General features: G+C 65.9%; 6 protein-coding genes and 2 pseudogenes. 4 read left to right on the top strand and 4 right to left on the bottom strand.

Features of this window, described 5'->3' with window-relative positions; all coding sequences use genetic code 11:
• Position 1 precedes the first annotated feature (1 nt).
• A partial coding sequence (locus tag EOINJALH_RS33310) for a calcium-binding protein (RefSeq protein ID WP_310732301.1) occupies positions 2-1,339 on the top strand: 1,338 nt, incomplete at its 5' end.
• A gap of 52 nt (positions 1,340-1,391) precedes the next feature.
• On the opposite strand, the pseudogene EOINJALH_RS11200 reads toward EOINJALH_RS33310, so the two are convergent.
• Positions 1,392-2,603: pseudogene (locus EOINJALH_RS11200) on the bottom strand (CaiB/BaiF CoA transferase family protein); the annotation flags it as partial.
• A gap of 302 nt (positions 2,604-2,905) precedes the next feature.
• Between EOINJALH_RS11200 and EOINJALH_RS11195 the strand changes: the two are divergent.
• Together EOINJALH_RS11195 and EOINJALH_RS33470 are read left to right on the top strand one after the other, a co-directional pair.
• Entirely contained in the window at positions 2,906-3,475 is a 570-nt protein-coding gene (locus EOINJALH_RS11195; protein WP_088280444.1) for an exonuclease, read from the top strand.
• A gap of 110 nt (positions 3,476-3,585) precedes the next feature.
• A pseudogene (locus EOINJALH_RS33470) lies at positions 3,586-4,219 on the top strand (NADPH-dependent FMN reductase).
• A gap of 37 nt (positions 4,220-4,256) precedes the next feature.
• Here EOINJALH_RS33470 and EOINJALH_RS11180 read toward each other — a convergent pair.
• A complete protein-coding gene (locus tag EOINJALH_RS11180) occupies positions 4,257-5,249 on the bottom strand; it encodes a class I SAM-dependent methyltransferase (RefSeq protein ID WP_088280442.1) in 993 nt (330 codons plus the stop codon).
• Between the two features lie 264 nt (positions 5,250-5,513).
• Between EOINJALH_RS11180 and EOINJALH_RS11175 the strand changes: the two genes are divergently transcribed.
• Complete coding sequence (locus tag EOINJALH_RS11175; RefSeq protein ID WP_234413790.1) at positions 5,514-6,050, top strand: hypothetical protein; 537 nt, start codon at positions 5,514-5,516, stop codon at positions 6,048-6,050.
• Positions 6,051-6,296: 246 nt separating this feature from the next.
• Here the strand turns inward: EOINJALH_RS11175 and EOINJALH_RS11170 are convergent, their stop codons facing one another.
• A complete protein-coding gene (locus tag EOINJALH_RS11170; protein WP_158219724.1) occupies positions 6,297-12,665 on the bottom strand; it encodes an NACHT domain-containing protein in 6,369 nt (2,122 codons plus the stop codon).
• A 358-nt stretch (positions 12,666-13,023) separates the two neighbouring features.
• Positions 13,024-14,589: an AMP-binding protein gene (locus EOINJALH_RS11165; RefSeq protein WP_088280481.1), complete on the bottom strand. Its 1,566-nt coding sequence runs from the start codon at positions 14,587-14,589 to the stop codon at positions 13,024-13,026.
• Positions 14,590-14,610 lie beyond the last annotated feature (21 nt).

Here is a 14,610-nt window from a genome sequence, read left to right as displayed (position 1 = left end):
NGACCTGATCGAGCAGAACGACACCCTCGTCGGCAGCGTCGACGCCATCGTGCTGGGCGCGGGCATCGTGGCCGGCAACGTGAGCTTCTCGCGTGGCCACTACAGCTTCGACGATCTCGTCGTGCAGGTGAGCGTGGGGGCCAGCGTGGACCAGATCGTGGTCGTCGACTTCTTCCAGGGCGAAGGCATCGCCCCGGGCACCATCGACCAGTTGCGCCTGGCCTCGGGCCAGGTGTTCACCCAGGCGCAGATGGCCGCTGCGGCGCTGGCCTTCGACGGCGGCAACCATGTCTTCGTCGGACTGCCTGGCAACGACACCATCACCGGTGACCTGGCCGGCGCCGGCACGGCCGACTGGGCCTCGGGCGGCGGTGGCGCCGACAGCCTGTCGGGGCTGGGCGGCGACGACACGCTGTTCGGTGGTGCCGGGGCCGACCGGCTGCTGGGCGGCGCCGGCAACGACCTGCTGGCCGGTGGCGAGGGCATCGACACCCTGGTCGGCGACGCGGGCAACGACACGATGAGCGGTGGCGCGGGTGGCGACCGCTACGAGTTCGGTCCGGGCAGCGGCTCGGACACGATCGTCGAGCCGCTGGCGGTGGCCACCTGGGGCGCCGCGCTGTTCAGCGGCGTCGGGCCGGCCTATGCGGTGGGCCTGGGAGACCTGCCGGCGAGCGGGGATGTCGACACCGTGGCGCTGGCCAGTGGCATCACCACAGCCAACCTGTTGCCCACACGCGTGGGTGATGCGCTGCGCCTGGCGATCGCCGGCACGGCCGACCAGTTGGAGGTGCGGGACTACTTCGCCCTCGGCGTGCCGACGATCGAGCGCTTCGTGTTCGCCAACGGTGCCCAGTGGTCGGCGGTGGTGGTGCGCTCGATGGTGATCACGCCCACCGCGGGCAACGACACGATCGTCGGCTACATCGGCGGCGACGTGCTCACCGGACTGTCCGGCAACGACCTGATCGACGGCCGCGAGGGCAACGACTTCCTCAACGGCGGCGACGGTGCCGACACGCTCACCGGCGGCAGCGGCGGCGACCGCTTCACCTTTGCCGGCGCCGGTGCGCTGACGGCGGTGGACACGGTCACCGACTTCACGCCCGGCACCGACAAGCTTGCGCTGTCGGCGGCCACCTTCACGGCGCTGGCCGGGGCGGTGGGCACGGCGATCGACCCCGACACCAACGCCTTCACCGCCTACAACCCGGCCACCGGGGCGATCACCTACGACGCCGATGGCGAGGGCGTGGGCGCTGCGGGCGTGGTCATCGCGCTGCTCGGCGTGGCCACGCACCCGGCCTCGCTGGGGTTGGACATCCTGGTGGTGCCGTGATCCCGACGGCGCGCGGGGCCGGGGACGCGTTCGTGCCGGGGATCTGCTAACCGACGATCCGAGCGTCCTGCAACGCCTCGATCTCGCTGTCTCGGTAGCCCAGCGACCGCAGCAGCCCCTCGGTGTCCGCGCCCAGCGCCGGCGGCGGCAGGCGCAGCGGCAGGCGCTGGCCGTCCAGCGTCAGCGGCAGCAGCGGCATCTGCGTGTCGATGGCGTGGCCGGCGCTGCTGGCGTCGGCGGGCACGGTCACCGGGGCCAGGCCGCCGGTGGCCTGCAGGTGCGGGTCGTCGAACAGGGCCTGCGGCTGCGTGATCGGCGCGTAGGGCAGGCCGATGCGCTCGAAACGCTGGCTCAGTTCGTCGGCGCCCAGCGGCGCGAAGCGCTCGCGCAGCAGCGGCATCATCCAGTCGCGGGCGCGCACGCGGTCGTTGTTGGTGGCCAGGCGCGGGTCGGCCTTCAGGTCGGCGAAGCCGAACTCGGCGCACAGCGCGGCCCACTGCGAATCGCTCACCGCGGCCAGGAAGATCTGCCCGCCGTCCTTCACCGTGAACACGTCATACACCGCCCAGGCGCTGATGCGGCTGGGCATCGGCGCGGCGGGCTCGCCCGTCACCGCGTACTGCATCATGTGCTGCGCCACTAGCAGCACGTTGTTCTCGAACAGTGCGCTCTGCACCTCGGCGCCCTGCCCGGTGCCGCTGCGCGCGTTGTCGCGCCGGTGCAGCGCGGCCAGCGCGCCGATGGCGCCGAACATGCCGCCCATGATGTCGTTGACGCTGGTGCCCGCGCGCAGCGGCCGGCCCTCGGGCCCGGTCATGTAGGCCAGGCCGCCCATCATCTGCACCACCTCGTCGAGGGCAGTCCGATCTTCGTAAGGCCCAGGCAGGAAGCCCTTGTGCGACACGTGCACCAGCCGCGGGTTCAGCGTGCGCAGCGCGTCGGGCCCGAAGCCCAGGCGCTCCATCGTGCCGCCCTTGAAGTTCTCGCTGAAGACGTCGGCGCCGGCCACCAGCTTCAGCACGATCTCGCGGCCCTGCGGCTGCTTCACGTCCACCGCCAGGCTGAGCTTGTTGCGGTTGAACATCGCGAAGAAGCCCGAGCCCGAGCCGAGCAAACGGCGCGTGTTGTCGCCGGCCAGTGGCTCGACCTTGATGACCTCGGCGCCCAGGTCGGCCAGGATCATGCCGCAGGTGGGGCCCATCACCATGTGGGTGAACTCGACGACGCGGATGCCGGCCAGCGGCAGCTTCTGCGCGTCGGTCATGCGCGGCCTCCGACGGGTTTCGCGCGCCTGGACTCAGGCACCGCCCGCCGCCCATCGGCATGCACGCAGCCCTTGGCCTGGCCGGCCTCGGGCGTCATGCCGTACGGCGGCTGGCCGGGCGGGCCGACTTCGCTCAGGCGCACGGCGGGGGTCGTCAGGGGCGGCATGGCATCGGCGGCTGTGGATCGAGGCACCGATTCTCGGCCCGGCGCCGGCGCGGCGCCCGCACTGGTGAAGCGCGGTCGCGCCGAGGTGTCGCGCTGGCTGCGCGGCCCACTGGCCGCCGGTGATACAAGGGCGCCATGACGGACACGCCGCGCACCGAGGTCTACGTCAGCACCGACGTCGAGGTCGACGGGCCGATCCCCGGGCCGCACTCGATGCTGAGCTTTGCGTCCGCGGCCTACCTGGCCGACAAGACCCTGCTCGGCACCTTCACCGCCAACCTCGAATTGCTGCCCGGCGCCACCGGCCACCCCGACACGATGGCCTGGTGGGCGCAGCGTACCGAGGCCTGGCAGGCGGCCCGCGCCGCCCCGCGCGAGCCCGCCGCGGCGATGGCCGACTACGTGGCCTGGCTCGAGGCGCTGCCGGGCCAGCCGGTGTTCGTCGGCTACCCGGCGGCCTTCGACTTCATGTTCGTCTACTGGTACCTGATCCGCTTCGCCGGCCGCAGCCCCTTCAGTTTCTCGGCGCTCGACCTCAAGACCATGGCCATGGTGATGCTGCGGCGCGACTACCGGCGCAGCACCAAGAGCGCGATGCCCAAGCGCTGGTTCGACGACCACCCCCACACCCACGTGGCGCTCGACGACGCGCTGGAGCAAGGCGCGCTGTTCTGCAACATGCTCGCGGAAAGCCGGCGGCGCTGACGCGCTGCCGCCCGCTCTCCGCCCACGGGGCTTGCGCCCCAGCCCCATCCAGCCCTTGCCGGCGTGAGGGACAACCGCCGCGCTTGCCGCGCCGCAGCCCATGCCGCACCATGCGCGTCCACCGATCGACGCACGGGCCGCCCATGAGCACACCGCACCTCCTCGTCATCCCCGCCAGCGCGCGGCAGGGCTCGCTCAACCGCCAGTTGGCCGCGTTCACCGCCGGGCAGGCGCGGGCCGCGGGCCTGGGCGTCACCGAGCTCGACCTGCGCGCGCTGGCGCTGCCGGTGTACGACGGCGACCTGGAGGCGGCGTCCGGCGTGCCCGAGGGCGCCCAGCGCCTGCTCGACGCGATGCTGGCCTGCGACGGCGTGCTGGTGGTCACGCCCGAGTACAACGGCTTTCCCACGCCGCTGTTCATCAACGCCTTCGACTGGCTGTCGCGCATCGCCGCCGCCCCGCCCGCGGCCCAGCGGGCTGGCCGCCACCGCCAACAAGCCGGTGGCGCTGCTGTCGGCGTCGCCGGGGCCCGGCGGCGCGCTGCGCTCGATGAACTACGTGCGCCAGTACCTGCAGATGGCCTTCCAGATGGTCGTGGTGCCGCAGCAGTTTGCGCTGGGCAAGGCACACGAGGCCTTCGACGAGGCCGGTGCGCTGCGCGACACCCGGGCCGCACAGTCGGTGGGGCAGGCGGTGACGGCGCTGACGGCCATGGCCACGGCGCTGAAGACGGCGAAGGGCTGAGGCGCGGCCGCCGCGGGCGCCACGCCCTGGGCCCGCGTCAAGCGGCGTCGGGCGACGCGGGCTCGCCGAGTGCAGACCCGGCCTCCCCCGCAGAAGCGGCCGCAGCCGCAACATCCGACGCCCGGTACACCAGCACCTTCAGCGAGCGCTCGGCCGACACGTCGGCAAAGGCCTCGGGGTTGGCCACGCGCTGCACGAACTCGAGCGTCGGCGCCAGTTCGCGCATCGCGTCCTGCAGGAAGGCCGGGCCCAGCTCGGGCGCGTTCAGGCACAGCAGCGCATGGCCGCCGGGGGCCAGCAGATCGGGCAGCCGGCGCATCAGCCGCGCGTAGTCCTTGGTGGCCACGAAGCTGCCCTTCTGGTAGCTGGGCGGGTCGACGATCACCAGGTCGTAAGGGCCGCCGCGCGTCACCTTGCCCCAGGAGTTGAACAGGTCGTGGGCCAGGAAGCTGGCGCCGCCGGACAGGCCGTTGAGCTGGTGGTTCTGCCGCCCGATGGCCAGCGCGCCGTCGCTCATGTCCAGGTTCACCACCTGGCGCGCGCCGGCCTGCCGCGCCACCACCGAGAACGCGCAGGTGTAGGCAAACAGGTTCAGCACCGTGGCACCGGGGCACGCCGCCACATGCTCGCGCACCCAGCGCCGGCCCTCGGCCATGTCGAGGAACAGACCGTGGTTCTGGCCCTTCAGCACGTGCACCCGATAGCGCGCGCCCTGCTCCGTCACCACGTGCGGCTCGGGCACGCTGCCGGCCATCAGGCGCGTCTCGGTGCGGCCGTCGTACCGGCACTGTGCCACCCAGGCCAGCGGCTGCCCCGGGGCCAGCTGCTGCCAGCGCTGGGCCAGCGCCGCGTGCACCGCGGCCAGCTCGTCGTCGCCGGCCGGCCTGAAGCTGGTCAGCACGAAGACCGGCGGAAAGGCGTCCAGCGCCCAGTGCTCGCAGCCCGGGTGCAGGCCGCCGCGGCCGTGGAACACGCGCCGGGCATCGGTGGGCAGGGCCATCGTCGCGATGGCGTTCAGCAAGGCTTGCATGCGGCGCAAAGTGCAGGAGTATGGGGCCGGCCCGCCTCGGTGCCACCCGCCTGCCGACGGCGCGGCGCGGCGGTGTCGGCGCCCCCCCGGGCCGCACCTTAGGTGAAAGCCATATGGCCCAACAAGCGTTGAACTGAACCGCCAACGCTTTAGGAGAGCGTCCACCGCCGAAGGGTCGAGTCGCGCGCGTCTTGCTTGAGATCGCCGCTGAACCTACCTTGATCGCCACGGGCATGTGCCCGGGCCACGACCGCGGAGAAGTTCATGACGCCGCTTCGACAACGGATGCTGGACGTGATGGCCGCCCGCGTCCTGGACGCCGGCATCGACGCGCTGGCGGCCGCGGTGACGCAGCACATCGCCGCGCTGCCGCCGCGGGCTAGCTGGAACCTGAGCGCCATGCACGTGGTTGCCGCCAAGGAGATGAAGCGCAACGGCATCCCGATGGACAAGCTGATCGTCGTGAGCTGGTTCAACGAGGTGGACATTGCCAACATCGGCCTGGCCATGTACTCGGCAATGTTCGAAGGCACCCGCCTGGCCATCAAGCAAGGCGGCTGGCCGCTGACGCCGGCCAAGATCAAGGCCGGCCTAGAAAGCCTGAAGGACTTCGACGTCAACGACCTGCTGGCCCCCGTGACCGTGACCGCCAAGGACCACGGCGGCGGCGGCGAAACCCGCATCGACATGTGGGACGGCACGAAGTGGGTACCCCAATCGGGCTGGATCGCCGCCTACGGCGACGTGGTGGACGCCGTGGTCAAGGAACAGTCGGCGGAGTTTGCGAAGACGGCGAAGTGAGGTGGAGCGCGGGGGGGCTTGCGTCCAGCAGGCCTCCTCGTGCGTTTGGGCTCCTGTGCGTCCTTGCTCGCGGCGAACCGAGGGTCTGTGTGCGCAGTCCACCCGAATCACAGTGGTACGACGTTCTTCCGCCGTGTGCCGGTATGCACCGGTTGCGGCTTGTCGCGGCTACAGCTTGAGCATCTGGTCTAGGCTAGATTGCTGTCATCCGTGCTCTCCTCAAGCGCTGGTTCAGATTGGCGCATCTCAGTACCTCGACTTGTGAAGCGCGTTGATCCGGCCCGGATAGAACTCGAACTCAAGCGCCTGCGTCACCCGGGCGACTGCCGTCGTGTGCCAATACTTCGAGTCGTCAGCTCCTGACCTAGCTTCGTAGCGTCGCAGGATCAGGAGTAGCAACAGGTCAGACGCCCGTGCCTCCAGAAGCCCCTGGATCGTTTTCCTGTGCACCAGCAGCCGAGTTCCACAGTCGCGCGAGCCTGAATTGCGATCAGTCGAAGTTGCCCACACCTCGGATCGGACGAGAACCTGCCCTGTGGGATCGCTCCACTCTCGGCGGAACGGGTCCCTGGGCGTCAGCCGAAACGACGCATTCACATCGACCGAGAGACGGGCTCGTCGCGCTGCTGCGGTAACTCCCAGCACGTCCGCTGCGTCCAGCCGACCATCGTGCTTCGAAATGACGACCCATGGATGAGCCTGAGTCTCACGATGGAAGGAGTCGAAGTCCTCGTCTTCGTCCCCCTCCAGACGAGGCAAGTAGGCCTGGAACGGGTCCATTGACGCCAGAACCTTAGCCTGAGCCGCACTCTTTCGACTGGGAACCAATGCTGTTTGGACGAGGACGTCTACGCCGTCCAAGGAGTTCCAGCTCCCATCCGCAACCAACCAGTCGCCTACAGACGATGAGATACCCAGGAGCGACAAGAGCTTGTCGCGGTTCCCTGTCAGCTGCACCCCCGATTTCCCCGCCTCTCGCAGGTTTGTGCGGGTATCAAGTGGTCTGATCTCCGTACCGTCGGCGAGCCACAATCCCTGCGAGTGCGTGAGCAGACGCTGGTCAAGCCAATAGGCCCAAGGGTCACTGCAGTCATAAGAGTGGCGTACGACGGGGTAGGCGGCGAGGAGGTCGCCGGCGACGCCGTGCAACCCATGCCAGCACAGGTGCTCCCCGTAAGAGTGGTGTTCGGGACTAATGCCATATGTGCGCTCTTGACGAACACCCGAGCGACCATCGGAATCGGACATTTGGGTGATTTCTTTGTCGTATTGGCGCACCCACGTGCCGATGGCCTCCGCAGTTTCCCAATGCGGTCGATCAAACAACTCGCTCAGACTCGCGACCTCGTGCTTGTCGAACTCGTACTCCAGGTGGAGTTCACTCGTCGGCGCGGGAAAAGTCTTCGGCCTGGCCAGATACGCGGCAGACCGAGCATTGCCCGAGATCGTCTTCAAATGCCGACGTGAAGAATTGACCTGCTGAACCTGCTTGAGCGTTGCCGAATCTAGCGTGACCGTGCCGCCTCGGAGGCACGCCAACAGGGCCTGTGCCGCAAAATTCCTTTGAAGAACATGGCGGTTCTTCGAGTCTGTGGCAAGGCTCAGAAGCAGCTTATGGTGTTTCGCGACAGCTCGTGGGGCGTCGATCGCCAAGCGCGCGAGTGCGACTAGCAGCCAAAGCTGTGCGTGCAAGTGAAAGAAGCGCAGTTCCCTCGCTTGGAATGCGCCGGCACTGGTCCAGTGAGCTTGGTTGACGACCTGGTCTAGTACGTCCGTTCGTCCGAGGCGAACAGCTGTGCGCAGGCTGTGGGCCGCCATCCAGCGCCGCGAAGCCTTTGGCGCTCCCAGGGCGAACCAGATCAGGCCAGCCGTGACGGCTACGGGATCAGATGGCGGACACAGGTCCGACTGGTAAGCTCCATCAGCCACAGACGAGGCTAGCTTCTCTGGCCCTGTGCTGAGCAGGCGCGCCAGTGCTCGCTGTCCAACTCCGGGCTTGGCCTTGGCGTTGAACTCGGCCGCGATGCCCAGCCACACCGATGCCGGGATTGAGGCATCCGGCCGAGAGAACTCTCTGGTCAGGGATTTCACAAGCATCTCGCGGTTCACGCCAGAGATGTCGGAGAGTTCCTTCAGGTGCGAAGACGACAAGTACTCATAGGAGATGAAATCAGAGGCGTTCTCGCGTACAACAATTTCGGCACTTTCTCGAAGTGCGGTGGCAACCGCGTTCGACGCCTCACACCAAGCCTCCTTGCAGGCACTGAGTTCGCGCATCTTGGTGTAGATATCGAAGGTCGGCTGCCTGGCGACCAAGTGGATGTACACAGGCCAGTCTGCATACGAGACTCTTGCTCGCAAAAGCGCTAGCAAGTCCCACTCAAGACGCCCTCCGGTGCGTTGGGCCTCCAGGGTAGCAACTGCTTTGACGACAGCCATTTCGTCCAGTGGGTCCGTTTCGGCAGCCAGCCGCCTCACGGCCTTCTGTGCCGCCGCCTTTTCTGCCTCCTGCTTCTTCACGTGAACTGCTGAGGCACCAGGCCGCCAGTTATTCAAGGCGTTGTAGGTGTCGATCGTGGAATCGTTCCTGGCCGCGGCCTCAGACAGATACTTCCACTCAATCGAAGCCTCACCAAGAGCTCGCTTTGCCAAGCGCACCAGCGCACCAAGCGTGCTGGACATGAACAGCCCAGGATTGTCCCGCAGCCACTGTTCGCAGAGCGTCTTGGCCCACTCTTTCAAGCGAGGGTCGTTCCACTTCTCCAACGATGCGACCAAGTGCGCGGTGTTGCAAACAAAGAGCTCCGTGGGGTTGCAGATGCGCAGCATCGTTAGCGCGAGAGATGGGTCAATCTGCCCGTCGTCGAGTAGCGCATGCAAGTACGACAGCAGCGAGTAATCAAGCGAGACTCGCTCTCGATCTTCCCAGCGCGCAAGCTTGGCCAAACCTCTAGGTCCAGCAGCTTTGACCATGGCGGCGCCATACACACCCCAGTTGAACTTGCGCTCCTCTCCGAGGTTGAGTTCGCAGATGTTCGACAACGTGTGGCTATCGACATCGGAGAGCCGCTCGCCATGCAGAGAGCTGGCGAAATGCATTAGTTCGTTCACGAACTGGTAGTCCCCCGAGCCGATCGCGTCCATCTGGTTCAACCCAAGCCGAAAGTACTCAATGCTCTCCTTGCCGCTGGCCGGCGCGATGGCTCTCGCAAGTTCGGCCAAGTCAGCTGCCCGTTGGTCGACGTCATCCTCACACTCGATCTTTGCCTTGACTCGCGTGGCAAGCTTTCCAGCAATGACATGAAACGCAGGCCTTCTCGACAATGTCCCAGTCACCTCGATGAGACTCGATACGTTGACCACACCATCTCCGCTCAGTGCGTCGACGTATCGCTGGACTTCCGTGGCATAAAGTTTGGAATTAGCGCCTAGCGCCATGGACAACAAGCGCTCTCCAACAGCGTTGTGTTGCTGTTGCGCCTCCACACCGCCGTAATAGTCGCGCTTCTTTCGAAGCGTGGTCCATGCATCGAGCAATGGCGTCAGCGATGCTTTTGAGCGTCCTTGCCCGCCGCGAAACGCGCAGGAGAATGCTTGTGCAACTTGCAGCCAACCGTCGAGGCGGCTATCGAGAAAGCGTTCGACCGAGGTGCGCGCATTGGAGGTACTAGAACTTCGATCCGTGGCAACTTTCTCACGTTCTATCCTCTCGTGCTCTGCCTTCAACGCCTTGCGGAGGTCGGTTCCGGCCAGACCCGGCGGTAGGACTCGCGCGATGGATTCCAGATCTTCGGGGAGAAGGTCTCTCTCGGCGATTGGTCTGCCAGAAGCGAGCCGGGTAAGAACCTGTTTAGCAACAAACGGATAGACATCCCTAGTCCAGTGACTGTCCATGAATGTAAAGAGCGACGGCGTCGGAATTTCAAGCGCCGCAAGGATTGTTTGCGCGTCCTCGTCCATTCCGCCGATGACAGCCAGACAGGCTGAGTGAAGAAGCCCGCGGACTATCGGTCGAGCATGAGCGCGAAACTCGTCCACGCCAAGGCTCAGCCCTTCAGGCCGCTTCTTTAGGGCCAGTGCCAACGACTTGATGAGGGTACGCTGCAGGCCTTCACTGACGGTGCCGGCTGAGAGTGCTGCTATCAACACTCCGGGAATCTGACGCTCAAGCATAAACTTCGTGAGCGCTTCTTGGTCGATAGCGCACCAGCGCGCCAGCGCAAACACGTGCTCCGCTACTTCGAAGACGAAGCTGTCATAGCGCCAACCTGAAATGTCGCGAGCTGCGCCTGGCACATCACCGTTGGCCAGTCGGCAAAACGGTATTGAGGCCATATCCAGCGCTGTTGGACTCCCGTTGTCGCGTCGATAGTCCTCGTCCTGTTCGAAGTAGTGGGATCTCCACTCCTCAACCCGCAGCGCATGCCGGTAGGCGTCGGCTATGTCGCCGGACAAAGCGTGTGCGATTGCGAGCCGGGCGTGCTTTGTGCCCGGCCACTTAGTCCGCACTTCAAAGAGTCTGCGCAGCGATTCGACGTCACCAGAGGCGACTGTCAAATCCGGATGATCAAGGAGGTACTGCGTGCCACGCTGGTCCGTCGCGGCGAGGGTGGACATCTCTACCAGCAGTGGAACGAGTCGATCCGGATCATCTCGACCTGCCGAATGCGTGATAGCGGCCTTGATTCGTGCAATACGAATGGCTCGTTGACCAACCGTGCTCGCAGCCGCTACCGGGAACCGTTCCTCGAATGCCAGGCGATAGAGTTGCTCACCGTCGTCAAGTTGCTGCAGTAGCACGGGGAGAGTGGCCGCGGCGTAGACCGACGTACCTTGCATACCGTAGAGGCTTTTCGCCAGTACGCCAAGAGCCGTCGTGTCTGTGGAGTACGTTTCTCGAATCAGTGTTTCGGTCGGTTCATCACGGAACATCAAGCCATGTTTGGTCCGCTCAAGTAGCGGAGCCAAGTCGGCGGCAAAACTCTCAACGGCGCCGATGGCCAGTTGATTGGCGGCAGCAAGATCACTGACAGGAACTGGGGGCGGCAATGTGGCCAAGCTCGCGAGGAATGTCCCGACATCCTGGTCTCGGTAGCCTTGCGTCTTCGCTACGGCCAAGGCATTGGCGATGCGCTCCCGAATGAGGTCGTCAAGAAGGATAGGCTTGTCTGTTTCCGACTCAGCAAGACGTTCGGCGCCCTTGGCCGCCAAGTGCTCAAGGACTCGTGCATTGCCGCCGGAGCGAGACTGGGCAACCTGCACACCAACATCCGTCAGCTCGCTCACGCGAGTCGCAAGGAACTGCTCTGTCTCTGCCGGTGTGAAGGGTCGCAGTTCAATCTCATCATAGGAAGCTTCGCCGGCTGCACGAGTTCGTCGATGAGTGCGTGCGCTTACGACGATCCTGACTCCAGGAATCTGTCCCGAGACGGTCACGCTCTCAAGAAGCAATCTGGGAAATGCATCTTCGTCTCGGTCTCGAGCTTGGTCTGAGGCGTTGTCGATCGCGTCGAGAAACAGTATCAGCAAGCGGTTCGATTGAGACCTGCTAATGGTCTGCGCCGCCTGTTTCAGTCGCACACGAAATGTCCGAATGATGTCGTCACTGTTGCTGCTTGTGGGCAGCAGTGGGTCGCATAGTCCGCGACATGCGAGATCGTTGACGATATGAACTAAACCGCGCTTTGGAAGATGTCTGGCATCGCCTGGCGCTCGGTACTGGCCCATCCCAAAGCAATCAAAGAGCACTACTTCGTGTTCCTCTGCGAGCCCCGCCGCGACAGAGTTCACGAATACGGTCTTACCAACGCCACCGTCCGCATGCACAAGCAACGGTTGGGTCAGCGTCGGTACCCGAGCAACGACCTCGGCAAGCTGATGACGTGGGACAACCTCGCCTACCATCGGAAAACTTGCCGGGCAAGGGAGCAGGTCGTTTTCGTCCTGGATCCCTAGCGCTGTGAGGACGTCAGTGCGAGAGATGACGTTTCGATCCTGGCTGGCCAGGCCGGCCTTCTCACGCGCTAGTTCTCTGACGTCGTTCAAGCGGACTCGGGCCATCGCGTCGCAAGCTGGCGACCAATCGGCAAGCGCGATTGCGAGTTGATGTTTTGCTTCCCGCAGGTTACCTGTCAGGCCGATCAGTTGCAGTCGGCCTGCAAACTCCCTGAGATCACCTGCGTTCAATTTGCAGGCAGCCCGGACCTGATTGGCCTGGACCCTCGCGGTGCCGCGTAGGGTCGTTCCAGCTGCCAATCCTCGCACGGCTTCAATCAGTTCCGGCAGTACGGTTCGGTTCGTGACGAGCTGGAGATGGAGTTTCTCCCTCGTCTTGGCGGCGCCATGCTTGCGCTTGTGTTCGAGATACGTGCGCGCGAACTTTCCCAGTGTCTTTTTGGCATCTGACGCGCGAAACGGCAGCAGCTCTGCGGCCTTGGAATACTTCACCTGGACGACAACAACGCTGCGCGCCTCAACAAAGGAAGCTGCCTCACCGTAGTACAACACAGCATCGGCTATCTCATTCGCTTCCTTGCTTACCTTACCTCGATCCTCTGTCGAAAATCCTTCTACGGTAATGCCGACGAGATCATCAACGGAAAAGAGGAGGCCCAAACACCTTCGGGCAACCCATGCTTCGTGATACTCGTGGCCATCACGTGATGCGCGGACACTGTCGAAGTGTTGCGATGATCTCGCCATTGCGGTTCAACCTCTTTTTAATCTCGATTGGCGCCACCAGAGACGCATGAGGTCATCTTGTCGTCAACCATCGCCGGCATTCTCCACCTGAAGCTGGTTGCACCTTCAGAACGGGGTGGCAGACGAGAAACGCCCGAGCCTCAATAAGTAGCCGATTGGTTTGGCAAGAATTCCACACTCAATGGACGCCTATCTTAGACGTTGCGATTGCGCTGGGACGAGGCTCGCTCACTTTCCCCCTGCAAACCGCAGCGCGATCAAGCGCGGGCGGTCAGCCCTCCCCCCGCAACCGCTCCCGCAACTCCGTTTTCAGCACCTTCCCATAGTGGTTCTTGGGCAGCGCCTCCACGAACACATACCGCTTCGGCCGCTTGAACCGCGCGATGTGCTCCAGGCAATGCGCATCGAGCACCGCGTCGCTCAGCGCAACGCCCGGCCGGGGCACGACGAAGGCGACGACCACCTCGCCCCACTCGGGGTCGGGGGCGCCCACCACGGCCACCTCGGCCACGCCGGGCGCGGTCAGCAGCACCTCTTCCACCTCGCGCGGGTAGATGTTGGAGCCGCCGCTGATCAGCAGGTCCTTGCTGCGGTCTTTCAGCGTCAGGAAGCCGTCGACGTCCAGGCTGCCGATGTCGCCGGTCCACAGCCAGCCGTCGCGCACCGCGGCGGCGGTGGCCTCGGGGTTGCGCCAGTAGCCGGCCATCACGGTGTCGCCGCGCACCAGCACCTCGCCGGGTTCGCCCGGCGGCAGGCTGCGGCCCTGCGGGTCGGCCACGCGCACCTGCACCGGCGTCTGCGCCACGCCCACAGAGGCCAGCCGCTCGCGCTGCCGCGGATGGCCGGCGTCGGCGATGTGGCCGCGCGACAGGGCGGTGGCCACCATCGGCGTCTCGCCCTGGCCGTAGATCTGCACGAAGCGCGGCCCCATCACCCGCAGCGCGCGCTGGATGTCGGCCACATACATCGGCGCGCCGCCGTAGACGATGGTCTTGAAGGCCGCCGCGGCATCGTGCGGGCCCAGGCCCTCGGCCTCGGCGTGGTCCACCAGCCGCTTGACGATGGTGGGCGCGGCAAAGGTGGACAGCGGCCCCAGCGCGCGGCCCAGCGCAAAGAGCTCGGCCGGGTCCACCCCGCCCGAGGCCGGCACCACGTGCCGGGCACCGGCCATCAGGTGCGGGATGGCGTACAGGCCGCAGCCGTGCGACATGGGCGCGGCGTAGACCATGGCGTCGTCGGCGGCCACCGGGTCCACGTCGACGAAGTAGGTCAGCCCCATGGTCATGAGGTTGCGGTGCGTCAGCATCACGCCCTTGGGCCGGCCGGTGGTGCCGCTGGTGTAGAACAGCCAGGCCAGGTCGTCGGGGTGGCGCTCTGTGGGTTGACGGTCTGCGGGTTGCATGTCGTCGGGCGGTGCATCGGCGCCGTCGTCGCCCGCCGCCAGCAGCGCATCGGCCTCGGGCGATTCGGCGTCCACCTGCCTTTCCAGGCCGCGCAGCGGCTGGGGCGCCACGTCGGCCGTCACGAAGGCCCAGCGGGCCTGGGCGTTGTCGATGATCCATTCCACCTCGGCCGGGTGCAGCTTGGCGTTCACGGGCACCACCGCCAGCCCGGCCCACCAGGCGCCCCACAGGATCTCGAGGTAGCGCGGGTGGTTGCGCATGAACACCACCACGCGGTCGCCGGGCACCAGGCCCGCGCCGCGCAGGCGCCCTGCCAGGCCGGCGCTGCGGGCGGCCCACTGGGCGTGCGTGGCCCAGGGGCGCGTGCCGTCGTAGATGGCCGTGCGCTGCGGCGCCACGCGGGCCTGGCGGGCCAGGAGATGGGCAAGGGTCATGGGGTAGTCCTGCGGGGTGGG

Origin of the sequence: Ideonella sp. A 288 (genome assembly GCF_002198735.1) — a bacterium.
Classification (GTDB): Bacteria; Pseudomonadota; Gammaproteobacteria; order Burkholderiales; family Burkholderiaceae_C; genus Pseudaquabacterium.
Note: the sequence above shows the minus strand (reverse complement) of the source record. Positions and strands in the feature narration are given on the sequence as shown.

Excerpts from the sequence above, each read along its gene's own strand:
- EOINJALH_RS11195 (WP_088280444.1), top strand. The coding sequence starts at position 2,906 with ATGACGGACACGCCGCGCACCGAGGTCTACGTCAGCACCGACGTCGAG.
- EOINJALH_RS11180 (WP_088280442.1), bottom strand. The coding sequence starts at position 5,249 with ATGCAAGCCTTGCTGAACGCCATCGCGACGATGGCCCTGCCCACCGAT.
- EOINJALH_RS11175 (WP_234413790.1), top strand. The coding sequence starts at position 5,514 with ATGACGCCGCTTCGACAACGGATGCTGGACGTGATGGCCGCCCGCGTC.
- EOINJALH_RS11165 (WP_088280481.1), bottom strand. The coding sequence starts at position 14,589 with ATGACCCTTGCCCATCTCCTGGCCCGCCAGGCCCGCGTGGCGCCGCAG.